At 73.8% G+C, this 23,898-nt stretch carries 27 protein-coding genes; 23 read left to right on the top strand and 4 right to left on the bottom strand.

The window, feature by feature from the left end; translation table 11 throughout:
* The first annotated feature begins 311 nt into the window (after positions 1-311).
* The 11 genes from ACZ6SQ_RS28730 (at position 312) to ACZ6SQ_RS28680 (ending at position 7,731) form a co-directional block, all read left to right on the top strand.
* Positions 312-2,168 (top strand): transketolase, encoded by a 1,857-nt coding sequence (locus ACZ6SQ_RS28730; RefSeq protein WP_469567067.1) that lies wholly within the window; start codon positions 312-314, stop codon positions 2,166-2,168.
* A gap of 156 nt (positions 2,169-2,324) precedes the next feature.
* Complete coding sequence (locus tag ACZ6SQ_RS28725; protein ID WP_469567065.1) at positions 2,325-2,648, top strand: gas vesicle protein GvpO; 324 nt, start codon at positions 2,325-2,327, stop codon at positions 2,646-2,648.
* A 53-nt stretch (positions 2,649-2,701) separates the two neighbouring features.
* Positions 2,702-3,133, top strand: a complete 432-nt coding sequence (locus ACZ6SQ_RS28720; protein WP_469567062.1) for a gas vesicle structural protein GvpA — start codon at positions 2,702-2,704, stop codon at positions 3,131-3,133.
* Positions 3,130-3,900: a GvpL/GvpF family gas vesicle protein gene (locus tag ACZ6SQ_RS28715; protein ID WP_469567060.1), complete on the top strand. Its 771-nt coding sequence runs from the start codon at positions 3,130-3,132 to the stop codon at positions 3,898-3,900. Before ACZ6SQ_RS28720 ends, ACZ6SQ_RS28715 begins: the two co-directional genes overlap by 4 nt.
* Before the next feature lie 26 nt (positions 3,901-3,926).
* Positions 3,927-4,175, top strand: coding sequence for a gas vesicle protein GvpG (locus ACZ6SQ_RS28710; protein WP_469567058.1), 249 nt, complete (start codon positions 3,927-3,929; stop codon positions 4,173-4,175).
* Positions 4,176-4,187: 12 nt separating this feature from the next.
* Positions 4,188-4,964, top strand: coding sequence for a DNA primase (locus ACZ6SQ_RS28705; protein WP_469567056.1), 777 nt, complete (start codon positions 4,188-4,190; stop codon positions 4,962-4,964).
* Complete coding sequence (locus ACZ6SQ_RS28700; protein WP_469567054.1) at positions 4,961-6,085, top strand: SRPBCC family protein; 1,125 nt, start codon at positions 4,961-4,963, stop codon at positions 6,083-6,085. The genes ACZ6SQ_RS28705 and ACZ6SQ_RS28700 overlap by 4 nt, the downstream gene beginning before the upstream one ends.
* Positions 6,082-6,495 (top strand): gas vesicle protein, encoded by a 414-nt coding sequence (locus ACZ6SQ_RS28695; protein WP_469567051.1) that lies wholly within the window; start codon positions 6,082-6,084, stop codon positions 6,493-6,495. The genes ACZ6SQ_RS28700 and ACZ6SQ_RS28695 overlap by 4 nt, the downstream gene beginning before the upstream one ends.
* The gene (locus ACZ6SQ_RS28690; RefSeq protein WP_469567049.1) at positions 6,492-7,265 is read left to right on the top strand and encodes a GvpL/GvpF family gas vesicle protein; all 774 of its coding nucleotides are present in this window, start codon (positions 6,492-6,494) and stop codon (positions 7,263-7,265) included. The genes ACZ6SQ_RS28695 and ACZ6SQ_RS28690 overlap by 4 nt, the downstream gene beginning before the upstream one ends.
* Positions 7,262-7,450 (top strand): gas vesicle protein, encoded by a 189-nt coding sequence (locus ACZ6SQ_RS28685; protein WP_389321260.1) that lies wholly within the window; start codon positions 7,262-7,264, stop codon positions 7,448-7,450. Before ACZ6SQ_RS28690 ends, ACZ6SQ_RS28685 begins: the two co-directional genes overlap by 4 nt.
* Before the next feature lie 17 nt (positions 7,451-7,467).
* The gene (locus ACZ6SQ_RS28680; RefSeq protein WP_469567194.1) at positions 7,468-7,731 is read left to right on the top strand and encodes a gas vesicle protein K; all 264 of its coding nucleotides are present in this window, start codon (positions 7,468-7,470) and stop codon (positions 7,729-7,731) included.
* Positions 7,732-7,767: 36 nt separating this feature from the next.
* On the opposite strand, the gene ACZ6SQ_RS28675 is transcribed toward ACZ6SQ_RS28680, so the two are convergent.
* Positions 7,768-8,589: a methyltransferase domain-containing protein gene (locus tag ACZ6SQ_RS28675; protein WP_469567046.1), complete on the bottom strand. Its 822-nt coding sequence runs from the start codon at positions 8,587-8,589 to the stop codon at positions 7,768-7,770.
* Between the two features lie 205 nt (positions 8,590-8,794).
* On the opposite strand from ACZ6SQ_RS28675, the gene ACZ6SQ_RS28670 reads away from it, so the two are divergent.
* From ACZ6SQ_RS28670 to ACZ6SQ_RS28660, 3 genes are all read left to right on the top strand, one after another.
* Positions 8,795-9,448 (top strand): histidine phosphatase family protein, encoded by a 654-nt coding sequence (locus ACZ6SQ_RS28670; RefSeq protein ID WP_469567044.1) that lies wholly within the window; start codon positions 8,795-8,797, stop codon positions 9,446-9,448.
* Positions 9,449-9,490: 42 nt separating this feature from the next.
* Positions 9,491-11,110, top strand: coding sequence for an ABC-F family ATP-binding cassette domain-containing protein (locus ACZ6SQ_RS28665; RefSeq protein WP_469567042.1), 1,620 nt, complete (start codon positions 9,491-9,493; stop codon positions 11,108-11,110).
* A gap of 101 nt (positions 11,111-11,211) precedes the next feature.
* Positions 11,212-11,529 (top strand): DUF6158 family protein, encoded by a 318-nt coding sequence (locus ACZ6SQ_RS28660; protein ID WP_469567040.1) that lies wholly within the window; start codon positions 11,212-11,214, stop codon positions 11,527-11,529.
* Between the two features lie 74 nt (positions 11,530-11,603).
* On the opposite strand, the gene ACZ6SQ_RS28655 is transcribed toward ACZ6SQ_RS28660, so the two are convergent.
* On the bottom strand, positions 11,604-11,993 hold the full coding sequence (locus tag ACZ6SQ_RS28655; protein ID WP_389321253.1) for a DUF2795 domain-containing protein: 390 nt from the start codon (positions 11,991-11,993) through the stop codon (positions 11,604-11,606).
* 137 nt (positions 11,994-12,130) lie between these two features.
* Between ACZ6SQ_RS28655 and ACZ6SQ_RS28650 the strand changes: the two genes are divergently transcribed.
* The 5 genes from ACZ6SQ_RS28650 (at position 12,131) to ACZ6SQ_RS28630 (ending at position 16,564) form a co-directional block, all read left to right on the top strand.
* A complete protein-coding gene (locus ACZ6SQ_RS28650; RefSeq protein WP_469567037.1) occupies positions 12,131-12,280 on the top strand; it encodes a hypothetical protein in 150 nt (49 codons plus the stop codon).
* 172 nt (positions 12,281-12,452) lie between these two features.
* Positions 12,453-13,241, top strand: a complete 789-nt coding sequence (locus tag ACZ6SQ_RS28645; RefSeq protein ID WP_469567035.1) for an RNA polymerase sigma factor SigF — start codon at positions 12,453-12,455, stop codon at positions 13,239-13,241.
* 140 nt (positions 13,242-13,381) lie between these two features.
* A complete protein-coding gene (locus ACZ6SQ_RS28640) occupies positions 13,382-14,089 on the top strand; it encodes a hypothetical protein (protein ID WP_469567033.1) in 708 nt (235 codons plus the stop codon).
* 130 nt (positions 14,090-14,219) lie between these two features.
* A complete protein-coding gene (locus tag ACZ6SQ_RS28635; protein ID WP_469567031.1) occupies positions 14,220-15,467 on the top strand; it encodes an aminotransferase class I/II-fold pyridoxal phosphate-dependent enzyme in 1,248 nt (415 codons plus the stop codon).
* Positions 15,464-16,564, top strand: a complete 1,101-nt coding sequence (locus tag ACZ6SQ_RS28630; RefSeq protein ID WP_469567029.1) for an MBL fold metallo-hydrolase — start codon at positions 15,464-15,466, stop codon at positions 16,562-16,564. The genes ACZ6SQ_RS28635 and ACZ6SQ_RS28630 overlap by 4 nt, the downstream gene beginning before the upstream one ends.
* A gap of 122 nt (positions 16,565-16,686) precedes the next feature.
* Here the strand turns inward: ACZ6SQ_RS28630 and ACZ6SQ_RS28625 are convergent, their stop codons facing one another.
* Positions 16,687-17,307, bottom strand: a complete 621-nt coding sequence (locus tag ACZ6SQ_RS28625; RefSeq protein WP_389321240.1) for a DedA family protein — start codon at positions 17,305-17,307, stop codon at positions 16,687-16,689.
* Entirely contained in the window at positions 17,304-18,077 is a 774-nt protein-coding gene (locus tag ACZ6SQ_RS28620; protein WP_469567026.1) for an MBL fold metallo-hydrolase, read from the bottom strand. The genes ACZ6SQ_RS28625 and ACZ6SQ_RS28620 overlap by 4 nt, the downstream gene beginning before the upstream one ends.
* Positions 18,078-18,161: 84 nt before the next feature.
* On the opposite strand from ACZ6SQ_RS28620, the gene ACZ6SQ_RS28615 reads away from it, so the two are divergent.
* From ACZ6SQ_RS28615 to ACZ6SQ_RS28600, 4 genes are all read left to right on the top strand, one after another.
* The gene (locus ACZ6SQ_RS28615; RefSeq protein WP_469567024.1) at positions 18,162-18,599 is read left to right on the top strand and encodes a hypothetical protein; all 438 of its coding nucleotides are present in this window, start codon (positions 18,162-18,164) and stop codon (positions 18,597-18,599) included.
* Positions 18,600-18,807: 208 nt separating this feature from the next.
* Positions 18,808-20,856, top strand: a complete 2,049-nt coding sequence (locus ACZ6SQ_RS28610) for a phage holin family protein (protein WP_469567193.1) — start codon at positions 18,808-18,810, stop codon at positions 20,854-20,856.
* A gap of 156 nt (positions 20,857-21,012) precedes the next feature.
* A complete protein-coding gene (locus tag ACZ6SQ_RS28605; RefSeq protein ID WP_469567190.1) occupies positions 21,013-22,074 on the top strand; it encodes an ATP-binding protein in 1,062 nt (353 codons plus the stop codon).
* Positions 22,071-23,858, top strand: a complete 1,788-nt coding sequence (locus ACZ6SQ_RS28600; protein WP_469567022.1) for a vWA domain-containing protein — start codon at positions 22,071-22,073, stop codon at positions 23,856-23,858. Before ACZ6SQ_RS28605 ends, ACZ6SQ_RS28600 begins: the two co-directional genes overlap by 4 nt.
* The last annotated feature ends 40 nt before the right edge of the window (positions 23,859-23,898 follow it).

The raw sequence follows: 23,898 nt of genomic DNA, 5'->3' as shown, positions 1-23,898 counted from the left end.
CGGGCCCGGCCCTCTGCTGTGCCCGGAACCGGACGCACGCCCGCCGTGGGGCCGCTGACCGCCCGTGCCGACGCGCGTGCCGAGAGTTTCGCGCGTTTGGGTGACCAGGTCAGGGTTACGCGGAAGGTCCCGGTACGCGCCGAACCGTCGCGTCCGGGGGGAATCGCGTCAGCCGCCGCGCAAGGTGATCGCCCGCGGCGCTGACCCGGCGGACCGAGCGCCCGGACCCGTCCCGCGTGAGGACCTCGCCGACAGCTCACGACAGCCGGCTCACCGAACCCCCGAGCCCACGATCCGGAGGAAGGAGCGCGATGAACTCCCCCGAAGTCACCGAATTCACCGACCTGGCCCGCCAGCTGCGCGTCGACAGCGTGCGCGCGGCCGCCGCCGCGGACAGCGGACACCCGACGTCGTCGATGTCCGCCGCCGATCTGATGGCCGTGCTGCTGGCCGGTCATCTGCGCTACGACTTCGACCGACCGGCCCACCCCGCCAACGACCGCTTCGTCCTCTCCAAGGGCCACGCCTCGCCGCTGATGTACGCCGCGGCGAAGGCGGCGGGCGCGGTCGACGACGAGGAACTGCTCACCTTCCGCCGGCAGGGCAGCAGGCTGGAGGGACACCCGACCCCGCGCCGACTGCCCTGGGTGGAGACGGCCACCGGCTCGCTCGGCCAGGGTCTGCCGGTCGCGGTGGGCATCGCGCTGGCCGGAAAGCGGCTGGACCGCACCGGCTACCGCGTCTGGGTGCTCTGCGGCGACAGCGAACTCGCCGAGGGCTCCGTGTGGGAGGCCGCCGAGCACGCCGCGTTCGAGCACCTGGACAACCTCACCGCGATCGTCGACGTCAACCGCCTCGGCCAGCGCGGGCCCACCCGCCACGGCCACGACCTGGCGGCCTACGCCCGGCGCTTCCAGGCCTTCGGCTGGCACACCGTGGAGATCGACGGGCACGACCCGGACGCGATCGACCGCGCCTACCGGGAGGCCGAATCCACGGCCGGCCAGCCCACCGCCGTCCTCGCCCGCACCCTGAAGGGCAAGGGCGTCGCGGACGTCGAGGACCGCGAGGGCCTGCACGGCAAACCGCTGCCCGACCCCGAACGGGCCGTCGCCGAACTCGGCGGCCCCTCCGACCTGCGGGTCCAGGTCGCCCCGCCGCCCGCCACCCGCGTCCTGCACGCCGTACGCACCGGACAGCACGAGCCGCCCCGCTGGACCAAGGGCGAGGAGGTGCCCACCCGCGACGCCTACGGCAAGGCGCTCGCCGCACTCGGCCGCGGACGCGGCGACGTCGTCGCGCTGGACGGCGAGGTCGGCGACTCCACCCGGGCCGCGTTCTTCGCGAAGGAACACCCCGACCGGTTCCTCGAGTGCTACATCGCCGAACAGCAGATGGTCGCCGCAGCGGTCGGACTGGCCTCCCGCGGCTGGATCCCGTACGCCTCCACCTTCGCGGCCTTCCTCACCCGTGCCCACGACTTCGTCCGCATGGCCGCCGTCAGCGGCGCGGGCGTCAACCTCGTCGGCTCGCACGCCGGAGTCGCCATCGGCCAGGACGGGCCCTCGCAGATGGGCCTGGAGGACCTGGCGATGTTCCGGGCCGTACACGGCTCGACCGTGCTGTACCCGTGCGACGCCAACCAGACCGCCCGCCTCGTCGCCACCATGGCCGGGCTGGACGGCATCCGCTATCTGCGCACCTCGCGCGGCGCCACCCCGGTGATCTACGACCCGGACGAGGACTTCCCGGTCGGCGGCTCCAAGGTGCTGCGCTCCTCGGCACGCGACCGGGTCACGCTGGTCGCGGCCGGTGTCACCGTGCCCGAGGCCCTCGCCGCGGCCGACCTGCTCGACCGCGAGGGCATCGCCGTACGGGTCCTGGACCTGTACTCCGTGAAACCCGTCGACCGGCTCACCCTGCGCCGGGCCGCCGAGGACACCGGCTGTCTGATCACGGTCGAGGACCACCACCCCGAGGGCGGCCTCGGCGACGCCGTCGTGGACGCCTTCCTCGACGGACGCCCGATGCCGCGCCTGGTGCGCCTGGCCGTCCGTTCGATGCCGGGCTCCGCCGCCCCCGACGAGCAGCTGCACGCCGCGGGCATCGACGCGGAGTCGGTCGCGGCCGGCGTACGGCTGCTGGTCGAGCAGGCGGTCGTGGGGTGAGCGGCGGCCACGGCCGGGGCGGGGCCGAGGAGCGGGACACGGTGCGCAACTGCCCGGCGCCGCGCGCCCCACCGTCCGTCACCCGGCCGTCACGCACACCGTAGGAGAGGTTTGGCCTGGGGTTACGAGGCCACTCGACGTGCACGAGGGGAACCCATGACACACACACCCGACGACAAGACACCCGAGGGGACGGAGAGCCGGCAGCCGGGAGGTTCGGTGGCCGTGGTGGACCGGGCCCGCGAGCAGCTCGCGCAGCTCACCGGAATGCCCGCCGAGTCCGTCACGTCCTGCGTACCCGCGGAGGACGGCTGGCAGCTGGAGATCGAGGTCCTGGAACTGGCCCGGATCCCGGACACCACCAGCGTGGTGGCCACCTACCAGGTCGATGTCGACGAGGACGGCTCGCTGATCGCCTATCGCAGGGTCGGCCGCTACGAACGCGGCCGCACCGACAAGGCGGGGCCCAGCGGACTCTAGACCGCCCCCCGGTGGCAGCGGGCAGCAGGAGCGGGAAAAGGAGGAGCGACGGTATGACCGTAGTCCCGGCACAGCAGACCGGAGGGTCGGGAGGCAGCAGTGGCCTCTACGACGTGCTGGAACTCGTACTGGACAGGGGCCTCGTCATCGATGCCTTCGTGCGGGTCTCCCTGGTCGGTATCGAGATTCTGAAGATCGACGTGAGGGTCGTGGTGGCGAGTGTCGACACCTATCTGAGGTTCGCCGAGGCGTGCAACCGCCTCGACCTGGAGGCCGGGTCCCACAAGAGTCCGGGCCTGCCCGACCTGGTCGGCGAGGTCACCGAGTCCGGCAGCCGCGGCAAGACCAAGGGCGCGCTGGAGGGAGCGGCACAGACCGTGTCCGACGCGTTCCGGCAGGCCCGCGGCGAGAGCGGTGACGAGGAACCCGAGCGCAGGCCGCGTGCGCGGCGCAGCGCCACCCGCAGGAAGGAGGAGCAGGAGTGAGCGTCTACGTCTACGGCATCGTCGCGAGCGACCACGAGCCGTTGCCCGAGGAGCTGAAGGGCGTCGGCGACCCGCCGCGTCCCGTGCGCCTGCTGACCGCGGGCGGACTGGCCGCGGTCGTCAGTGAGGCGCCCGAGGGTCTGCGGCCCAAACGCCGTGACCTGATGGCCCATCAGACCGTGCTGGGAGAGGCCGAGTCGGGCGGCGGAGTGCTGCCCATGCGGTTCGGCAGCGTCGCACCCGACGAGGACTCCGTCACCGGTGTGCTCGCCGAGCGCGCCGACCACTACCACGAACGTCTGCGGGCACTGGGCGGCAAGGTCGAGTACAACGTCAAGGCCTCGCACCTCGAAGAGGCGGTCCTGCACCGCGTACTGTCCGAGAACCGCGAGATCCGTGCCCTCAGCGAGGCCAACCGTGGCTCGGGCGGCGGCAGTTACGACCAGAAGCTGCAACTCGGCGAGATGGTCGCCACCGCCGTACGGGCGCAGGAGGCCGAGGACGCCGCGGAGCTGCTGCGTGTCCTCGAGCCGGCCGCCGAGGCGGTGAGCCCCGGGCCGGAGTCCACGGGCTGGCTCGCCAACCTCTCCTTCCTGGTGGACCGCGACGCGGCCGGGGCGTTCATCGACACGGTCGACAAGACCCGTGCCGCCCTGCCCCACGTCGAGGTGCGGGTCAACGGCCCCCTGCCCCCCTACAGCTTCGTCGAGCCCGGTCCGGCGGAGCCGGCGGACACCGGAATGGCCGGTGCCGGGACCGCGGAGTGAGTGAACAGCGGAGTGAGTGAACAACCGTGGGACTGATCAAGGAAGTTCTGCTGCTTCCGTTCGCACCGATGCGCGGCAGCGCCTGGGTCATCGGCCAGGTGCTGGAGGAGGCGGAGCGGCGCTATTACGACCCCGCCGCAGTCCGGGCCGAACTGGCCCGGCTGGAGGAGCGCCTGGAGGCGGGAGACATCGACGAGGAGGAGTTCGACCGTCTGGAGGACGAACTCCTCGACCGGCTGGAGCACGGCCCCCAGGGGCCGCGGCCCGGACAATGACAGGACGGCACGATGAATCGAACGGCACTCGGCCTCGCGATCGGGGCGGGATACCTTCTGGGACGGACCAAGAAGCTGAAGCTGGCCTTCGCCGTAGGCACCTTCGTGGCCGGCCGGCGTCTGGCGACGAGCCCGGGTGGGCTCGCGGGCCTGGTCTCCGGCCAGTTGAAGGACAATCCCCAGTTCAAGGAGATCGGCGACCAGCTCCGTGAGGAACTGCGGAGCGTCGGACAGGCGGCCTCCACGGCACTGGTCGAGCGGCAGCTCGACCACCTCGCCGACCGTCTGCACGACCGCACGGCCGACACCCGCGACCGGCTGGCCGGCGTCGTGCCGGGCGGCGCGGACGACGAGGCGGAGGAGGAGACCGAGGACCGCGAGGACACCCGCGCCGAGGACACCGACGCCGAGGAACCCGGGACGGAAGCGGCGGACGAGACGGACGAGGCCGAGGACACCGACGAGGCGGACGAGCCGGAGGACGACGCCGACGACCGGCACGAGGCGAAGGGCCACGAGGCGAAGGCCCACGAGGCGAAGGCCCACGAGGCGAAGGCCCACGAGGCGAAGGGCAGGGACGCCGACGGGGCCGCGCGGGCCAAGTCCCGCAAGCCGCTCGCGCCCGCCCAGTCCGCCAAGCCCGGCAGGTCCGGCGAGCGCGGCTCCGCACCCCGGAAGAAGGCCGCCGGTACGGCGACGAAGCCCGGCTCCCGCAAGGCCGCCACCGCGAAGAAGACCGCGAAACCGGCCGCACGGGCGCACTCGGCGAGCGGAGGTGGTGACCGATGACGGCCACCCAGGACACCCAGACCACCCAGGACACCCGGAACACCAAGGCCGGCCCGGGCAACCCGCTGGCCGGCGTGGCCGACAGCGAGGCCGCCCAGCGGCTGAAGGCCGAGGCGCAGGACTACGTCGCCGCCCAGGCCCAGCGCCTGCTGACCGACCTCGGCCGCAAGCTGGGCCAGACCACCGGCAAGCTCGACGACATCGCGGCCGGCAAGAGCCCGGGGCTGGGCAAGCTCGCCCTCGGCACGGGCCGCAAGCTCGTCGACGGCAAGGGCCCGGTGCGCGCCGCCCTGGAGGCCGGGGCGTCCCAGGCCAAGGACAGCGTGACGGGCGCGCTGAAGAACGCCCTCGGCGGCAAGGGCAAGCGCAAGAGCAGCTCCGGCTCCAAGCCGACCGTGATCATGGAGTCCGTGGACGTCGGTGTGCCGCTGCGCACGGCGTACGACCAGTGGACCCGCTTCCAGGACTTCAGCACCTTCGCCAAGGGCGTCAAGAGCGCCCAGCGCGCCGACGACACCACGTCCGACTGGCAGATGAAGATCTTCTGGTCCAGCCGGAGCTGGAAGGCGCGCACCGTCGAGCAGGTGCCCGACGAGCGCATCGAGTGGACGTCCGAGGGCGCCAAGGGCAGCACCAAGGGCGTCGTCACCTTCCACTCGCTCGCCGAGAACCTCACCCGCGTCGTGCTGGTCATCGAGTACTACCCCAAGGGCCTGTTCGAGAAGACCGGCAACATCTGGCGCGCCCAGGGCCGCCGGGCCCGGCTGGACCTGAAGCACTTCGCCCGCCACATCACCGTCAAGGGCGAGATCGAGGACGGCTGGCGCGGCGAGATCCGCGACGGGAAGGTCGTGCGCGAGGACGGGGAGGAAGAGGAGGACGAGGGCGACGGCGAGGCCCGCGACGAGGCGGCCGAGGACGCCGAGTACGACAATGAGGAGGAGGACGGCGCCGAGGAGGAGGGCGCGGAGGACGAGGCCTACGCGGACGACCGAGACGACGATGACGACCGCGAGGACCCGGACGCCGAGTACGACGAGGACGAGTACGACGAGTACGCCGACGAGGAGGACGCCGATGAGGAGTCCCACGAGTCCGGCCGCCGGAGGAGCCGTCGATGACCGCCTACGAGCGGACGCCCGAGCCCTACCGTCCCGCCGGCGGCACCAACCTCGCCGACGTGCTGGAACGGGTCCTGGACAAGGGCGTCGTGATCGCCGGCGACATCCGGATCAATCTGCTCGACATCGAACTGCTCACCGTCAAGCTCCGGCTCGTCGTCGCTTCCGTCGACAAGGCCCGGGAGATGGGCATCGACTGGTGGGAGAGCGACCCGGCGCTCTCCTCCCGGGCCCGGCGTTCACAACTGTCCCGGGAGAACAGGGCACTGCGTGAACGGCTCGCCGAGCTGGAGCCCGAGTACGAGGCCGAACTGGCGGAGCCCGATGAGCCCGAGGAACTCGAGGAGCTGGAGGAGATCGAGGCCGAGGCGGTCGAGGAACCCGAGGAGGCCGAAGAGGAGGCCCGATGACCGCACTGCGTTATGTCTACGCCGTCTGCCACCCCTTCCGCGCCGCGTTGCAGTCCCAGTTGACCGGTGTCGCCGGGATGCCTCCCAAGATGCTGACGCACCACGGCCTGATCGCCGTCGTGTCCACGGTGCCGGAGGCGGACTTCGCCGAGGAGCCGTTGCGTGCCCACCTGGAGGATCTGGACTGGCTCGCCGAGACCGCCCGCGCCCACCAGAGCGTGATCGACGCGCTCACCGTCGTCACCACCCCGCTGCCGCTGCGGCTGGCCACGGTCTTCCAGGACGACAGCGGCGTACGCGTGATGATGGAGGCGCACGAGGACCTGTTCCGGCGCACCCTCGACCGGCTGGAGGGCCGGGTGGAGTGGGGGGTGAAGGCCTATGCCGAGGAGCGGGCCGCCGAGCCCGCGCGGCCGGCCGCCCGGCCCGCGAGCGGCCGGGACTATCTGCGGCAGCGGCGGCAGCAGTCGGCCGCGGGCCAGGAGGCCGGCCGGCGGGCCGAGGAGTTCGCCGACCGGCTGCACGGGACGCTCGCCCGGTTCGCCGAGGACGCCCGGCTGCACCCGCCGCAGAACGCCCGTCTCTCCGGAGCCACCGGGCGGAACGTGCTCAACGCGGCTTATCTCGTGCCCCGCGCGCTGTCCGAGGAGTTCGTGGAGCTCGTCGACCGCACCAAGGACGAGGCGTCCGGGGTGCGGGTGGAACTCACCGGCCCCTGGGCCGCCTACTCGTTCTCCGGCTTCACGGGAACCGGACAGGAGGCGCCGTGACCGTCGTCGAACGCCGTGAGGTGGCCCTCGTCGACCTGCTGGACCGGCTGCTGGCCGGGGGAGTCGTGCTCACGGGCGACATCACGCTGCGCATCGCGGACGTCGATCTCGTCCGCATCGACCTCAACGCCCTGATCAGTTCCGTCGGCCGCAATGTGTCCTCGCCCTGGGAGGAGCCGACGTGACCGACAGCCGACGACGGATGGACCTCGACCCGGACACCGTCGAGCGCGACCTCGTGAAGCTGGTCCTGACCGTCGTGGAACTGCTGCGGCAGCTCATGGAGCGGCAGGCCCTGCGCCGCGTCGACGCGGGCGATCTGAGCGAGGAGCAGGAGGAGCGCGTCGGGCTCACCCTGATGCTCCTGGAGGAGCGCATGACCGAGCTGCGCGACCGCTACGGTCTGCGGCCGGAGGACCTCAATCTGGATCTCGGGCCGCTCGGGCCGCTGCTTCCGCGGGAGTGAGCGCGCACGGCCGCTCCCGCGGTGGAACCGGCGGGTTCAGCCCTGCTTGCGGCAGAGGATCTCGCCGTGCAGGACGCTGAACCAGCCGTCCTCCCGCTCGCCCCACTCCCGCCAGGCCCGCGACACCGCCTTCAGCTGCTCGACGGTGGCATGGCCGCCCTCGACGGCACGGTCGGCGTAGGCCGAGGCCAGGGTGCGGTCCGCCCACAGCCCGCTCCACCAGGCACGTTCCCCGGGTGTGGCGAAGGTCCAGGTGGCCGAGGACGCGGTGACGTCGGTCAGCCCGGCCTTCAGCGCCCACGCCTTCAGGCGCCGGCCCGCGTCCGGCTCGCCGCCGTTGGCACGGGCCACCCGCTGGTACAGGTCCGCCCAGTCGTCCAGGCCCGGCACGGCCGGGTACCAGGTCATGGCGGCGTAGTCCGAGTCTCGGGCGGCGACGATCCCGCCGGGCGTGGTCACCCGCGCCATCTCGCGCAGCGCCTGGACCGGGTCGCCCACGTGCTGGAGCACCTGATGGGCGTGTACCACGTCGAAGGTGCCGTCGGCGAAGTCCAGGGCGTGGACGTCGGCGACGGTGAAGTCCGTGTTGGCCAGGCCCCGTTCGGCGGCCGTGGCGCGCGCGGTCGCCACGATGTCCGGCGCGCTGTCGGCGCCCGTGACATGCCCGTCGGGGACCAGGGCGGCCAGGTCCGCGGTGATGGTGCCGGGACCGCAGCCGATGTCCAGCACGCGCATCCCGGGCTCGATCGAACCGAGCAGGTAAGCCGCCGAGTTGGCGGCGGTGCGCCAGGTGTGGGAACGCAGCACCGACTCGTGGTGCCCGTGCGTGTAGACGGCGGTCTCCCGTGCTCGTGGCATGGCCGTACCCCTCTCGTCCGGTCCCCGGGGCGGCACCCCGGGCGGCTGACTCCACCGTACGCCGCACCGGCCGTATCCTGAGATACCCATTTCGCTATACGGACTGACGGCTGGTCAGATCCGAGCTCGTGCGCCGTTGACACGGGTAGGCTGGGACGGTCGTACGGCCGCCTCCCGCCGTACCGCCGAGCGAGGAGAACCCCGTATGCGCCTGCTGCTGATACGTCATGGCCAGACCACCGCCAACCTGGACTACCTGCTCGACACCGCGTTCCCCGGAGCCCCGCTCACCGAGCTGGGCGAGAGACAGGCGGCCGCGCTGGTCGAGTCGGTCGCGGAGGAGGACATCTCGGCGGTGTACGCCTCCCCGCTGACCCGCACCCGGCGCACCGCGGCACCGCTGGCCGACGCCCTGGGCCTGGAGGTGCGGGTGCGCGACGGACTGCGCGAGGTGTCCGCAGGCGACATGGAGATGCTGCCCGGACTGACGGGCGCGGGGGAGGCCTACTTCCGGACCGTGGTCGCCTGGATGCACGGCGACACCGCGCTGCGGATGCCCGGCGGGGAGAGCGGCGAGGAGGTCCTCGCGCGCTACGACGCGGTGATCGCGGAGGCCGCCGACAGCGGGGCCGGGACCGCCGCCGTGGTCAGCCACGGCGCCGTCATCAGACTGTGGACGGGCGTGCGCGCCACCAACGCCGATCTGTCCTTCGCCACCACCCACGGGCTGGACAACACCGGTGTCGTCGTCCTGGAGGGCTCCCCGGCCGACGGCTGGAAACTGCTGTCCTGGGCGGGCGCCCCGCTGCCCGCCCCGGGGACCGGACCTGCGGGTCTGCCGCTGGAGGAGCCCCGATAACGGTTTGCCCCCTCGTGCCGGGCGCCCGCACAATGCCGGACCATGGGACATCTGGAAGCCGCACACCTCGAGTACCACCTCCCCGACGGGAGGACGCTGCTCGGCGATGTCTCCTTCCGGGTCGGCGAGGGCGCCGTCGTCGCCCTCGTGGGACCCAACGGCGCCGGCAAGACCACCCTGCTGCGGCTGATCTCCGGCGAGCTCAAGCCGCACGGCGGGTCCGTCACCGTCAGCGGCGGCCTCGGTGTGATGCGCCAGTTCGTCGGCTCGGTGCGCGACGAGACCACCGTCCGTGACCTGCTGGTCTCCGTGGCCACACCGCGTATCCGCGAGGCGGCGAAGGCCGTCGACACCGCCGAGCACGCGATCATGACGGTCGACGACGAGGCCGCCCAGCTCGCCTACGCCCAGGCGCTCTCCGACTGGGCGGAGGCGCGCGGCTACGAGGCGGAGACGCTGTGGGACATGTGCACCACGGCCGCGCTCGGCGTGCCGTACGACAAGGCGCAGTTCCGGCAGGTGCGCACGCTGTCCGGCGGTGAGCAGAAGCGGCTGGTGCTGGAGGCGCTGCTGCGCGGCACCGACGAGGTGCTGCTGCTCGACGAGCCGGACAACTACCTCGACGTGCCCGGCAAGCGCTGGCTGGAGGAGCGGCTGGCGGAGACCCGCAAGACCGTGCTGTTCGTCTCCCACGACCGTGAACTCCTCGCCCGCGCCGCCCAGAAGATCGTCTCCGTCGAGCCCGGCCCGGCCGGTGCCGACGCCTGGGTGCACGGCGGCGGCTTCGCCACGTACCACGAGGCCCGCCGTGAACGCTTCGCCCGCTTCGAGGAGTTGCGCAGGCGCTGGGACGAGAAGCACGCCCAGCTGAAGAAGCTGGTGCTCAACCTCCGCCAGGCCGCCGCCGTCAGCCACGAGATGGCCTCCCGCTACGCCGCGGCCCAGACCCGGCTGCGCAAGTTCGAGGAGGCCGGACCGCCGCCCGAGCCGCCGCGCGAGCAGGACATCACCATGCGCCTGAAGGGCGGCCGCACCGGCGTACGGGCCGTGACCTGCGAGGGACTTGAGCTGACCGGCCTGATGAAACCGTTCGACCTGGAGGTCTTCTACGGCGAACGGGTCGCGGTCCTCGGCTCCAACGGCTCCGGCAAGTCGCACTTCCTGCGGCTGCTGGCCGGCGAGACCGTGTCCCACACCGGGCTGTGGAAGCTGGGCGCGCGCGTCGTGCCCGGCCACTTCGCCCAGACCCACGCCCACCCCGAGCTCCAGGGCCGCACCCTGCTGGACATCCTGTGGCAGGAGCACTCCCAGGACCGTGGCGCTGCAATGTCCCGGCTGCGCCGCTACGAGCTGACCCAGCAGGCCGAGCAGACCTTCGACCGGCTCTCCGGCGGCCAGCAGGCCCGCTTCCAGATCCTGCTGCTGGAGCTGGAGGGCGTCACCGCCCTGCTCCTCGACGAGCCCACCGACAACCTCGACCTGGAGTCCGCCGAGGCGCTCCAGGAGGGTCTGGAGGCCTTCGAGGGCACGGTCCTGTCCGTCACCCACGACCGCTGGTTCGCCCGCTCCTTCGACCGCTACCTGGTCTTCGGCAGCGACGGCCGGGTCCGCGAGACCTCGGAGCCGGTGTGGGACGAACGCCGGGTGGAGCGGGCGCGCTAGGGCGCCGGTTTGTTCGTACAGTGGAGGCAGAACAGCGAGGTCCATGGCTCCGTGCCGGGCGTCGCCCGGCGCCACTCGTACCGGACGGGAGCCCGAACCACATGGACGACCACGACGAGCGGGGCACCACCATGACCGGAGTCGACCCGGGCCGGCTGGACGACCAGCAACTCATGAAGGAGCTGGCGACGATCCACCGCACCCGCCACGACACCCTGCTGTACGGCTCGAACGACGCCCTGCGCGTCCACAACGAGCGGATGGCCCAGCTGGAGGGCGAGTACCTGCGCCGCAACCCGGGCCGGTCCGTCATCGCGAGCCGCACCCGCGACGGCGCCCGCGACCGGGTCACGGCGGGCCGTGCGACGGGCACACCGGTGGGCAAGTGGGGCCCCGGGTCGGACGGCGCCGGCACCTGACACCCGGCGGGTACGGCGCCCGGTGACGTCCCCGGGCGCCGTACCCGCTGCTGTGGCAGGCCGCCGCGGGCGGGTCAGCGTCCGCGGCCTCCGTGTGCCCCCTCGCCGCCGGTCAGGGCCTCCGCGAGCTCCTGGACGTTGCGGTAGCGGGCCGAACGGGGAAGGTCGTACAGAGGTTCGACCAGGGCGTCCGGGGCGTGCCGGTCACGGAGCACGCCGATCAGCTCCCGCGGCCCCGCGGGGAACGCGGAGCGCCCCAGCACCCGGCCCAGCTCCAGACGCGCCTCGGGCGTCGACGCCGGGGCCACGGGTCCGCCGGCCAGCCGCGGATCGTCCTCGGCGACGGGCTCCGGATCGTGCCACTCCTCCACCCGCGTGGGGCGACCCGACCTGAGCAGCTCCTTGAGCTGGTGCTTCATCTCGTCGTCGCGGCTCGCGCTCATCCGGTCGCTGCCTCGTTGCATGACGGAACTCCTCCATTTCGTCGGCGGTCGCCGACCGCGTACCCGGCCGGGCCCGCGCGACACCGGGGTTTGCCCCACGGATCCCGGGAGACCCGGCCCGCACACCCCCCACGGAAACCCCTGGGGAAGGAATGCCCATGGCTGTACTCGCGGTGCTGATCCCGGTTCTCCTGCTCGGCGTCCTGCTGGCGCTCGGCTGGTACGAGGACCTGCTGCTGCCCCAGGAGCCCGCCGCCGCACCCCCCGCCACGCGGACTCCGGCGCAGACTCCCGCGTCCACGCCCTGAATCGCGACGTTTGCGACCACGGCGCGCGGGCAGGCGGACACACAGTGCTTCGGACCGGAGGCACGTCCGTGGGAGCGAGTCCGCCTGCCCGCGCGCGTCCTGCCGGGCCCGCGGACGGCTCGTCACGGTGACCGTCCCATCCAGCACACCCGCAAGGGAGTTGCGACGCATCATGCGAACCACAGCACCCCCGAAGCACCACCCGCACGACGACGCCCCCGACACCGCAGGGGCCTTCCGCACCCTCGCCGGACTGCCTCCGGGCCCGCGCCGCGACACGTTGCGCAAGGAGATCACCGAGGCCTGGCTGCCCATGGCCGACCGTCTCGCCGGACGCTTCCGCAGCCGCGGCGAGTCCTACGAGGACCTGCGCCAGGTCGCGGCACTCGGCCTGGTCAAGGCCGTCGACCGGTACGACCCCGCGCGCGGCCACGCCTTCGAGAGCTACGCCGTGCCCACCATCACCGGCGAGCTCAAGCGCCACTTCCGCGACCACATGTGGACCCTGCACGTGCCGCGCCGGGTCCAGGACCTGCGCAACCGGGTCCGGCTCGCCGTACAGGACCTCGGCCGCTCCGGCCGTACCCCCACGCTCGCCGAGCTCGCCGGGCACACCGGCCTCGGCGAGGACGAGGTCAAGGCAGGGCTGGAGGCACTGGAGAGCTTCAACGCCCTGTCGCTCGACGCCGCCCCGCCCGGCGGCGAGGACGGCCCCCGCCTCGGTGACGCCCTGGGCTCGCCCGACCCCGCCCTCGACACGGTCGTCGACCGCGAGGCCGTCAGACCGCGGCTGGCCGCCCTGCCCGAGCGGGAGCGGGCCATCCTCTACATGCGCTTCTTCGACGACATGACGCAGAGCCGGATCGCCGAGGAGCTCGGCATCTCCCAGATGCACGTCTCCCGGCTGATCAGCCGCTGCTGCACCCGTCTGCGCGACCAGGTGATGCGCGACGCGGCGTAAGACACACGCCGATTCACCCGGTCGGGCGCGTGTGTCCCACTGATGGTGCCCGGCCGCGCGCGGGGCACGACGGGGCGGGCTGTGATGACTGCGGGGCGCGAACGCCGCGCCCCGCAGCCGCAGGCCGAGGAGCCCTTCGTATGCGCCGCACCGCCCGAGTCCTTTCCGTCGCCGCCCTCACCGGCGCCGTCCTGGCCGGTGCTGCCCCGCTGGTGTGGGCCGACCCGGCCGCCGAGCTGAACCCCGCCTCCGCCCGGCCCGGCGCCACCGTCACCGTCTCCGTCACCTGCGACCCCGGGGGCGGGAGCCCGCCGCAGAGCCTGGACGCCACGTCCGAGGCCTTCGAGGAGGGCACCGTCGCGCTCAACCTGATCCCCGGCGACCTCGGCGCGGCCGCCGGCCCCGCCTACCGCGGCACCGCCGCGATCGCGCCCGCCGCCGCCCTGGAGAGCGAACCCGCCGGCGCCGGACCGGACACCGCCTGGACCGTCGAGGGCACCTGCCCGGCCGCGCCCGGCGGCCAGGGCAAGCCCTGGAGCGCCACTTTCACAGTCACCCGTGAAGGGCCCGAACCGCCCTGCACCGGCGGCTCCCACGGCTCCGTCTGCCCGCCCGAGCCCTGCCCCGGCGGCTCCCACACCGACGACTGCCCGCCCGAGCCCTGCACCGACTCGCACACCGGCACCTGCCCGCCCGCGCCGCCGGTCCAGCGCGGTGTACGGGCCGGCGAGGGCGGCACCTTCACCGACTCCGTCCCGGCCCTGGCCGCCGGCGGCGTGTTCATCGCGGCCGCCCTCGGCGGCGCCGTGTACCGGCTGCGCCGCAAGGCCCCCGCCCGGGACGCCTGACCGGCCCCCGCCCGGGTACGCACCACCCCGAGAGACCTACGGCGCCCCGTACGGCACACCGGACCCGCGGCCCGGCCCCGTCGAGCGGCACGGCAGGCAGACGACACGGCAGCGGCACACGGAGGCGGGCATGCGGCGGACGGACACGGAAGGACACGGGCCCGTCCGGTACGGGCCCCCGCTGCCCGACGACGGGCTTCCGGTCCTGCCCGAGCTGTGCGCCGTCCTCGCGGCGGCGGCCGGCCTCGGCGGCGCCGAACCGGTCGGCGGCGGACAGCACCTGCTGGAGGCCGCCTGCGGCTACTGGGACCGGCGCAGCCTCGAGACCGCGCCCGAACACGTCACGGCGGGCCCCGGCGCCCCCTCGCTGCTGCTCGCGCTGACCGCCGCGCTCGGCGGCGACGTGCTCGTGCCCCGGCCCTGCGCCGCCTGGTGGGCCCCCTACGCCCGGCTGCTCGGCAGACCCGCCTTCCATGTGGCGACCCCCGCCGAGTGCGGCGGCGTCCCCGACCCCTACGCCCTGCTGGAGACCGTCCGCCGGGTGCGCGAGGAGGGCGGCGACCCGCGGCTGCTGGTGCTGTCCGTCGCCGACGACCCCACCGGCACGGTGGCCCCGCCCGAGGTGGTGCACGAGGCTGTCGAGGCCGCCGCCGGCGAGGGGCTGTACCTGGTCAGCGACGAGACCTGGCGCGACACCCTGCACGACCCCACCGCCACCGTCCTGCTCAGCCCCGCCGAGATGCTCCCGGCCCGGGTCGTCGTCGTGACCGACCTCGCGGGCGCCCTGCTGCCCCCCGGCTGGCCGGCCGCCGTCGCCCGCTTCCCCGCCGGGCCCGACGGCGCCGCCCTGCACGCGCGCGTGCTCGACGTCCTCACCGCCCTCGGCGCCCGGGTGGCCGGACCCGTCGCCGCCGCGGCCGCCTACGCCCTCGGCGAGCCCGAGCCCGTCACCGAGCGCGTCACGGCCGCCGTACGGCTGCACGCGCGCGTGGCCGCCGAGCTGCACTCCGCCGTCGTCGGGGCCGGTGCCCTCGCCCGGCCGCCGCAGGCCGGCCGCCATCTCTACGCCGACCTCGGCCCGCTGCGCGCCGCCCTGTCCGCGCGCGGTGTGGGCGACGCGCAGGAACTGGAGGACTTCCTCTCCGCCCGGCTCGGCATGTCCGCGCCCGGCGGGCAGCGCTTCGGGGACGACCTGGCCGCCCTGCGCGTCCGGCTCGCCACCGGCCCGCTCCTCGGCGGCACCGCCGAGGAGCGGGCGCGCAGCCTCGATTCCCCCATGCCGCTGGAACTGCCGCACGCGCAAGCCGCGTTGGCCAAGGTGACCACGGTCCTCGACGAACTCCGCGACGACGCCCGGCGACGGGAGCCGCCTCGATGACGCAGCAGTCCGAGTCGACCACCACGAGTGCCGCCTCGTCGGCGGACACCCGGGAGACCCCTGCCGCCGTGTCACCCCTGACCGAATCCCCCCTCGCCCCGCCCTTTCCGCCGCTGGCCGAACCCAGGCCCCTGGGCGGCCGCCGGGTCTGGCCGCGCACCTTCCACGACCGGCTCACCGCCCCGCTGCCCGGCCTCAAGGCACTGGCCCGCTTCGCCCGCGAGGGCTCCGTGCGCCCCCGTCGCGAGGGCTTCGCCGACATCCCCCGGCTGCCCTTCGAACCCGGCCCCCTGCCCCGCGTCGACGCCCGCGCCGTCGCCGTCTCCTGGGCGGGACACGCCAGTTGGGTGCTGCGGATCGGGGGCCTGACCGTCCTCACCGACCCGGTCTGGTCCCGCCGTATCCTCGGCACCCCCGCCCGGATCACGCCCGTGGGCATCCCCTGGAACGCCCTGCCGCGCGTCGACGCGGTCGTCATCAGCCACAACCACTACGACCATCTCGACGCGCCCACGCTGGCCCGGCTCCCGCGCCGCACCCCGGTGTTCGTGCCCGCGGGGCTCGGCCGCTGGTTCCACCGCCGCCGTTTCACCACCGTCACCGAGCTGGACTGGTGGGAGGCCGCCGAACTCGACGGCGTACGCTTCGACTTCGTCCCCGCCCACCACTGGTCCAAGCGCAGCCTCACCGACACCTGCCGGTCCCTGTGGGGCGGCTGGGTCCTCACCTCGCCCGAGGGCCGGCGCGTCCATTTCGCGGGCGACACCGGCTACGGCCACTGGTTCTCCCGCATCGGCCGCCGCTACCCCGGCATCGACCTGGCCCTGCTGCCCATCGGCGCCTACGACCCCCGCTGGTGGCTCAGCGACGTCCACTGCGACCCGGAGGAGGCCGTCCGGGCGGCCCAGGACCTGGGCGCCCGCCGGATGGCCCCGATGCACTGGGGCACCTTCATCCTGTCGGCCGAGCCGGTACTGGAGCCGCTGACCCGGGTGCGGGAGGCATGGCGGAAGGCGGGCCTGGACCGCGAGGACCTGTGGGACCTGCCGATCGGCGGCTCACGGGTGCTGGCGGCGGCGGACGGGGGAGCGGCCTGAAGCATCCCGCACCCCCTGCGGACGCCCCCTCGTCCTCGGCTCCCCGCCCGCATCCCCCCTGCGGACGCCCCCTCGTCCTCGGCTCCCCGCCCGCATCCCCCTCTGCAGACGCCCCCGCGTCCTCAGCTCCCCGCCCGCACCCGCCGCCACACACTCGGCACCACGCTGATCAGCAGCGTCAGCGCGACCGCCGCGACGACACCCTGCCACGGCTCGGGGAACAGCGACCCGCCCAGAATCCCGATCAGCTGGTACGTCAGCGCCCAGGCGAGACACGCGGGCAGATTCCCCCGAACGAACCTCCGCAGCGGCCACTCGGCCAGCAGACAGGCCAGCATCACCGGCAGCCGACCGGCCGGCACCAGCCGCGACAGCACCAGCACGGCCACCCCGTGCTCGGCCAGCTTGCCCTGCGCCCGCTCCAGCCGGTCCTCGGGGGCGCGCGAGCGGATCGCCTCCAGCCACCGCGAGCCGTTCCTCGACCCGATCCCGCGCCGCCCCAGCCAGTACAGCGCCACGTCCCCCAGGAACGCGGCCAGCGAGGCGGTCACGAACACCAGCGCCAGCGAGAACGGCGCGGTCTGATGGAACGCCACCACCGCGGCGGAGGACACCAGCGCCCCCGTGGGCACCACCGGCACCAGCGCCCCGACCAGCACCAGCAGGAACAGCGTGGGATAGCCGATGGCCTGGGGCGCCGACCCGGTCGAGACGGACGACGAGGCCGCCGCGAGCCAGGTCACCCCGCGACCTCCACCCGCACCCGTTCCCCGTGCCCGAGCCGGTGCACCGTCACGTCCGGCGCGCTCTCGGCGGCCAGCCGCACGAACTCCTGGCCGGGCGCGTGGAACTCGTGCGGCCGCACGGCGTCCATCCCGATCGGCCAGTACGTTCCGTAGTGCACCGGCACCGCGCTGCCCGCCCCCAGCAGCGCCAGCGCCTGCGCCGCCCGCCGCGCGTCCAGATGCCCGTCGCCCAGGTACGGCCCCCAGCCGCCCACCGGCAGCAGCGCCACGTCGACCGGCCCGACCTCCTTGGCCATCGTGTCGAACAGGCCGGTGTCCCCGGCGAAGTAGGTGCGCCCCTCGCCCTCGACGACATAGCCGAGCGCGGGGGAGCGGTGCGGTCCCACCGGCAGCCGCCGCCCGTCGTGCGCGGCGGGCACGGCCCGCACCACCACGTCACCCACCCGTGTCTCGTCGCCCGGGGCCATCTCGCTGATGGACAGGTGGCTGAGCCGGCGCAGAGTGGGCACGGACCGGCGCGCGCCCCGGGGCACGAGCAGACGCGTGCCGGGCGCGAGGCGCGCCAGCGACGGCACATGCAGATGGTCGGCGTGCAGGTGGGAGACCAGCGCGACGTCCGCCGTCCACGCGCCGGGCGGCGGCAACGCGCCCCGGCGGCGGCGCAGATGCGCCAGCCTGCGGGCGAACAGGGGATCGGTGAGCACGCGAATGTCCGAGTCCGCGACCGTGCAGGTGGCGTGGCCCCACCAGGTGATCTCCACCGGCACTCCTCCGCCCCTTTCGCGCGACTCCCCCGAAGCCTACGTGCAGGAGTAGGGTCGGCGGCGAAACCCGGAGGTGAGGGGGACGCCATGGGAAAGCCGCGGGGTGTTCTCGGCCTGCCGGACGAGGGGGTCGTCCAGGTCACGGCCATCGCGAGCCTGACGCCGCTGGAGGAGCTGGAGGCCGATCCGTTCCTGGTGGACTCCCGTGGCCAGCACGCCATGTGCGCCCGCTGGGCGGCCGAGCGCGGTTACGTCGTCGCGCGCGAGCTGCTCGGGCGGGGGCTGCGGCCCGACCACCGCGCCCTGTGGGACGGGGTCCGGCCGGGGCTCGACCTGTTCGTGGCGCCGAGCCCCCGGGTGCTGGAGTCGGCGCTCGCCTCCCTGGAGGAGTTCACCGCGGAGTGCGCCCGGCGCGGGGTGCGCGTGGAGACGGTGGACTGCGCCGAGCCCGCCTACGACGCCCGGATGAAGGCGATGGTCCACCGCAGACTGTCGATGCCGACCGCGGGATACGACGGCCGCTGAGCGCCGTCCCGTATCGCGCGGGACGACAGCCGGCCGACCGCGGGAACGACGGCCGCTGAGTCCCCTCCCCGCACCGCGCGGGACAACACCCGCCCTGCTCGCGAACCGTTTCCGCGAACCGGTGTGACACGCTGGACAGCGAGCCCGAGGCGGCGACGGGCCGGGACGTGAGGTGTGCGGGGTGCTGGGACGGCGTTGGCGGCGGGTCATGAGCCAGATCGGCCGGAGCACCGCGGTGTGGGCCGTGTCCACCCTCACCATGCTCGTGCTCGCCGGCATCCTGCCCGACTTCCAGCTCCAGTCCGCCGACGGCGACAGCGCCACCAGCATCGCCGTCACCGCCGCCCTCGGCGCGGGCGCCTTCGGTCTGCTGTCCGCGCTGGTCTGGCCGCTGCTGGTACGGCTGCTGCTGCTCGTCCCGGCGCTGGTGCTCGGCCTTCTCGTGTTCTTCCTCAACGGCGCCCTGCTGCTGGTCGCGCTGCGGCTGAACCCGGCCGAGCAGGGCGGCGCGTCCTGGGAGACCGCGGTCGTGGTGGCCGCCGTGATGTCCGCGGTCGCCTCGGCGACCGGCGCCGCGCTCGCCGTGCGCGACGACGACGCCTACCGACGCCGCCTGTACCGGCTCGCCGACCGCCGCCGAAGAGACCGGCCGGCCGGCCCGGTCACCCCCGGCACGCTCTTCCTCCAACTCGACGGCGTGGGCCACGACGTGCTCGTGGACGCCGTGGACAAGGGACTGATGCCGACCGTCGCGCGCTGGCTGAACGGCGGACCCGGCTCGCCCGCCACCCACCGCCTCACCCCCTGGCGCACCGACTGGTCCAGCCAGACCGGCGCCAGCCAGCTCGGCATCCTGCACGGCAGCACCTTCGACGTGCCCGCCTTCCGCTGGTACGAGAAGGACAGCCGGATCATCATGGTCTGCAACCGGCCCACCAGCGCCACCGAGCTCCAGCGCCGCGCGGTCGAGCGCACCGGCGACGGCGGACTGCTCACCGCCGACGGGGCGAGCCGGGGCAACCTGTTCAGCGGCGGCGCCGACGAGCAGGCCCTGGTGCTGTCCATCGCGGTACGCCGGCGCAGCCGCGAGAACCGCTCGCGCGCCGGGTACTTCGCCTACTTCTCCGACCCGGCCAACGCCGTGCGCACCGCCCTGTCCTTCGTCGCCGAGGTGGGCCGCGAGACCGGCCAGTCCGTGCGGGCCCGGCTACGGCGGCAGCGCCCCAGGGTCGGGCGCGGCGGGCTCTACCCCCTCGTCCGCGCCTTCGCCACCGTCGTGGAACGGGACGTCGTCGTCGCGGCGGTCACCGGCGACCTCTTCGCCGGCCGCACCGCCGTCTACGCCGACCTCGTCGCCTACGACGAGGTCGCCCACCACTCCGGACCGCGCAGCCGTGACGCCGAGAAGGTCCTCGCCCGGCTCGACCGGTCGCTCGCGCTGATCGAGAAGGTCGCCGAGCACGCCCCGCGGCCCTACCGGCTGGTCCTGCTCTCCGACCACGGCCAGAGCCCCGGCGAGACCTTCCGCGCCCGCTACGGCCTGACCCTCGCCGACCTCGTCCGGGCCGGCTGCGGACTGCCGGTGCCGCGCAGGGCGAGTCGCACCCACAGCGGCGCCGAGGCCCGCGCGGCGGTGCGCGCCGCGCTGCGCCGGCCGGTCGAGGAGCGGGCCGAGCCGATCCCGTCCGCGCGCCGCACCGAGCCGATCGTGCTGGCCTCCGGCAACCTCGGCCTGGTCTCCTTCCCGGACGCGGCGCACCGCATGACCAAGGAGGAGATCGACGCCCGCCACCCGGCGCTGCTGCCGACCCTCGCCAACCATCCCGGCGTCGGCTTCCTCCTCGTGCGCAGCGAGCGGCACGGCGGCGTGCTCCTCGGGGCGTACGGCGCCGAGATCCCGGTCGCGGAACTCGCCGACGGACGCGGCCCGCTGGCCCCCTTCGGGCCCGGTGCCGCCGACGCGGTCCGGCGCACGCACACCTTCCCGCACACCGCCGACATCATGGTCAACTCCTTCCACGACCCGGACGACGGCGAGGTGCTCGCCTTCGAGGAGCAGATCGGCTCGCACGGCGGACTCGGCGGCGACCAGGGCCGGCCGTTCCTGCTGTCGCCGACGGCCCTCTCGCCACCCGTGGCGGACGGCGAGCACCTGGTCGGCGCGGAGCAGCTGCACCACGTCCTCCGCGCCTGGCTCCGAGAAACCGACGGCCCCCAGATCCCCCTGGACACAACACCGGAAGATCAGGCCGCCTGACCGGGGACGTTCCCGACGGCGCACGCCGACAAAATCGGATGACGACCGTAACCACTCATTGAGAAGCTCAACGGCGAGCAACCAAGCCCCCCAGAGCGGCGCCGGATCAGGCGCGAAGAACGCGCCGGTTCAGGCGCAAGAAGGAGTGTGCCCGCGTTGCAGGCCGCCGTCACCGTCACCCCCGCCCGTGTCCCCGAGCTGCTGCTCGGCCTGGCCACCGTGCGGCCGGTGTTCCTCTGGGGAGCGCCCGGCATCGGAAAGTCCTCCCTGGTAAGGGAGTTCGCCGAGTCGCTGGGGCTGGAGTGCGTGAGCCTGCTGGGCACGCAGCTCGCGCCCGAGGACCTGATCGGGGTGCCGCAGATCCGCGACGGGCGCTCGGTGTTCTGCCCGCCGGAGGCCATCGCCCGCGACGAGCCGTACTGTCTGTTCCTCGACGAGCTCAACGCGGCCACGCCGGACGTCCAGAAGGCGTTCTACTCGCTGATCCTGGACCGCCGTATCGGCACCTACGAGCTGCCGAAGGGCTCGATCGTCATCGGCGCGGGCAACCGCTCCACCGACAACGCGCTCGCCCGGCCGATCGCCTCCGCGCTGGTCAACCGGCTCACGCATGTGCATCTGGAGGCCTCGCCGAAGGACTGGCTGGTGTGGGCGGCCGGCAACGGCATCCACCCCTGGATACTGGACCACCTCACCGACCGGCCCGACCATCTGTGGTCCAAGCCGCCCAAGACCGAGGAGCCGTTCTCCACCCCGCGCTCCTGGCACATGCTCTCCGACGCCCTGCACTCCTTCGGAGCGCACCTGGACGAGGAGACGCTGAAGGTCCTCGCGCACGGCACCCTCACCCCTCGGCACGCCACCGCCTTCTGCGGCTACGTCAAGATCGTGCGGAGCCGCTTCGGCATCGAGGCGATCCTCAAGGGGGACGCCCGCTGGCCCGGCCGGGTCGAGGACCGTGACCTGCTGTACTACCTCGCCGAGTCGTTCCGCGGCCGTCTGGTCAAGGACCTGCCCGACTCCAAGGAGCATCTGTCGGCGAACGGCCGCCAGACCGCCTACCGCGCCAAGTCCCTGCTGGTGCAGCTCGCCGAGATCTCCGTCGAGGTCGCCCAGAGCGTCATCGCGTCCGACGACGACGGCAACCCCGTCCTGCCCGCCTGGTTCCTCGTCGAGGCCGCCCGTGACATGCCCCGGCTGGTCGAGGCCCGGCGATGAGCCGTGCCGCGCGCAAGAAGCAGCAGGCCAAGCCGGACCCGGCCGCCGAGGCGTGCGCCGACGGGCTGCGGCTGGTGTGGGCCAACCCGGCGCTGGCCGCGCTGGAGGCCAAGACCTGCCGTGACCCGGAGTGCCAGGCCTCGCCCTGGCAGGGCCTCGCGCGCGTCGACTCCAACGGCGTCATCCATCTGCACCCCACCGCGCTCGCCGAACCCGCCGACTGGGCCTGGGCCATCGCCCACGCCCTGATCCACCTCGGCTTCGGGCACGTCCCCGCCGCGGTCGGCCCGCGCACCCCGCTGGACCCCTTCGAGCTGGCCGCGCGCTGTGCGGTCGCCGACCGCTTCCTGCTGACCTTCAAGGTCGGCAGCCCGCCCGAGAACCTGCCCACCGCCTACCCGGACGGCGACGAGGAGCGTATCGCCGCGCTGTGGCGCCGTGACGGCATGCCCGCCGTCTACCAGCGCGACGAGCGGGACCAGCTCCTGGTCTCCTGGGGTGCCTGGAGCGGTCAGCTGCCCGACTGGCAGCTCCGGTTCGCGCACGCCCTCACCCGCACGCTGTCCACCGCCATGGACCTGGCCGGCGGCCGCCGCGACTCCATGTTCGGCGGCCCCACCAGCCGGCAGCCCTGGGAGCGGGCCCTGAGCTGGTTCGTCTCCTCCTACCCGCTGCTCGGCGGCATCGCCTCCGGTATCGAGCTGGTCGCCGACGCCGAGTTCGCCCGTGCGCACGGCATCGCCGTCGCCGCCGTGGACGCTCTCGCCGGGGAGATCTACATCAACCCGCTGTGCCGCTACGACGACGAGGAATGGCGGTTCGTCCTCGGCCACGAGATGCTGCACGCCGCCCTGCGCCACCAGGACCGCTCCGGCACCCGCGACCCCCTGCTGTTCAACATCGCCTGCGACTACGTCGTCAACGGCTGGCTGCGGGAGATGCGCGTCGGCACCATGCCCGAGGGACTGCTGTACGACCCGGAGCTGGCCGGTCTGTCCGCCGAGGAGGTCTACGACCGCATCGCGGGCGACCTGCGCCGGGCCCGCAGGCTCGCCACCCTGCGCGGCAAGGGCGCCGGTGACATCCTCAGCGGCCCGCTGGGCGCGCCCGGCGACTACGTCGACCTCGACGAGTTCTACCGCCGGGGCCTCGCCCGCGGACTCGATCTGCACGAGCGGCAGGAGCGCGGTTTCCTGCCCGGCGGCCTGATCGAGGAGATCCGCGCCCTCAGCCATCCGCCGCTGCCCTGGGACGCGCAACTCGCCCGCTGGTTCGACGAGTTCGTGCCCCGCCCCGAGCCGCTGCGGTCCTACGCCCGCCCGTCCCGGCGCCAGGCGTCCACGCCCGGCATCCCGCGCGCGGGCCGGTACTTCCCGCCGGAGGAGGTCGCGCGCTGCACGTTCGGTGTCGTCCTGGACACCTCAGGGTCCATGGACCGGGTCCTGCTCGGCAAGGCGCTCGGCGCCATCGCCTCCTACGCCGAGGCCCGCGATGTGCCCGCCGCGCGGATGGTGTTCTGCGACGCCGCCCCGCACGACGCGGGCTACCTGCCGGTCACCGAGATCGCCGGACGCGTACAGGTGCGCGGCCGCGGCGGCACGGTCCTGCAGCCGGGGATCGACCTGCTGCACCGCGCCGACGACTTCCCGCCGGGCGCGCCGGTCCTGGTGATCACCGACGGCTGGTGCGACGTCCTGCGGGTGCGGCGCGAGCACGCCTATCTCGTTCCCCGGAACGCCCGGTTGCCGTTCACCGCGCGTGGGCCGGTGTTCCGGGTGCGTTGAGCCGGAATGTGATCGGATAGGGGCAGGGACCCCGGAAGCG

The organism is Streptomyces sp. NPDC048600, from assembly GCF_055587025.1.
This window is presented reverse-complemented; position numbering and strand designations above follow the sequence as displayed.

Bases quoted from the DNA above. Each gene is read 5' to 3' on its own strand.
- ACZ6SQ_RS28645 (WP_469567035.1), top strand. From the start codon at position 12,453: ATGCGAACCACAGCACCCCCGAAGCACCACCCGCACGACGACGCCCCC.
- ACZ6SQ_RS28640 (WP_469567033.1), top strand. From the start codon at position 13,382: ATGCGCCGCACCGCCCGAGTCCTTTCCGTCGCCGCCCTCACCGGCGCC.
- ACZ6SQ_RS28655 (WP_389321253.1), bottom strand. From the start codon at position 11,993: ATGCAACGAGGCAGCGACCGGATGAGCGCGAGCCGCGACGACGAGATG.
- ACZ6SQ_RS28675 (WP_469567046.1), bottom strand. From the start codon at position 8,589: ATGCCACGAGCACGGGAGACCGCCGTCTACACGCACGGGCACCACGAG.
- ACZ6SQ_RS28690 (WP_469567049.1), top strand. From the start codon at position 6,492: ATGACCGCACTGCGTTATGTCTACGCCGTCTGCCACCCCTTCCGCGCC.
- ACZ6SQ_RS28700 (WP_469567054.1), top strand. From the start codon at position 4,961: ATGACGGCCACCCAGGACACCCAGACCACCCAGGACACCCGGAACACC.
- ACZ6SQ_RS28725 (WP_469567065.1), top strand. From the start codon at position 2,325: ATGACACACACACCCGACGACAAGACACCCGAGGGGACGGAGAGCCGG.
- ACZ6SQ_RS28670 (WP_469567044.1), top strand. From the start codon at position 8,795: ATGCGCCTGCTGCTGATACGTCATGGCCAGACCACCGCCAACCTGGAC.
- ACZ6SQ_RS28680 (WP_469567194.1), top strand. From the start codon at position 7,468: ATGGACCTCGACCCGGACACCGTCGAGCGCGACCTCGTGAAGCTGGTC.
- ACZ6SQ_RS28610 (WP_469567193.1), top strand. From the start codon at position 18,808: ATGAGCCAGATCGGCCGGAGCACCGCGGTGTGGGCCGTGTCCACCCTC.
- ACZ6SQ_RS28650 (WP_469567037.1), top strand. From the start codon at position 12,131: ATGGCTGTACTCGCGGTGCTGATCCCGGTTCTCCTGCTCGGCGTCCTG.
- ACZ6SQ_RS28635 (WP_469567031.1), top strand. From the start codon at position 14,220: ATGCGGCGGACGGACACGGAAGGACACGGGCCCGTCCGGTACGGGCCC.
- ACZ6SQ_RS28660 (WP_469567040.1), top strand. From the start codon at position 11,212: ATGGACGACCACGACGAGCGGGGCACCACCATGACCGGAGTCGACCCG.
- ACZ6SQ_RS28695 (WP_469567051.1), top strand. From the start codon at position 6,082: ATGACCGCCTACGAGCGGACGCCCGAGCCCTACCGTCCCGCCGGCGGC.
- ACZ6SQ_RS28730 (WP_469567067.1), top strand. From the start codon at position 312: ATGAACTCCCCCGAAGTCACCGAATTCACCGACCTGGCCCGCCAGCTG.
- ACZ6SQ_RS28615 (WP_469567024.1), top strand. From the start codon at position 18,162: ATGGGAAAGCCGCGGGGTGTTCTCGGCCTGCCGGACGAGGGGGTCGTC.
- ACZ6SQ_RS28705 (WP_469567056.1), top strand. From the start codon at position 4,188: ATGAATCGAACGGCACTCGGCCTCGCGATCGGGGCGGGATACCTTCTG.
- ACZ6SQ_RS28600 (WP_469567022.1), top strand. From the start codon at position 22,071: ATGAGCCGTGCCGCGCGCAAGAAGCAGCAGGCCAAGCCGGACCCGGCC.
- ACZ6SQ_RS28665 (WP_469567042.1), top strand. From the start codon at position 9,491: ATGGGACATCTGGAAGCCGCACACCTCGAGTACCACCTCCCCGACGGG.
- ACZ6SQ_RS28720 (WP_469567062.1), top strand. From the start codon at position 2,702: ATGACCGTAGTCCCGGCACAGCAGACCGGAGGGTCGGGAGGCAGCAGT.
- ACZ6SQ_RS28630 (WP_469567029.1), top strand. From the start codon at position 15,464: ATGACGCAGCAGTCCGAGTCGACCACCACGAGTGCCGCCTCGTCGGCG.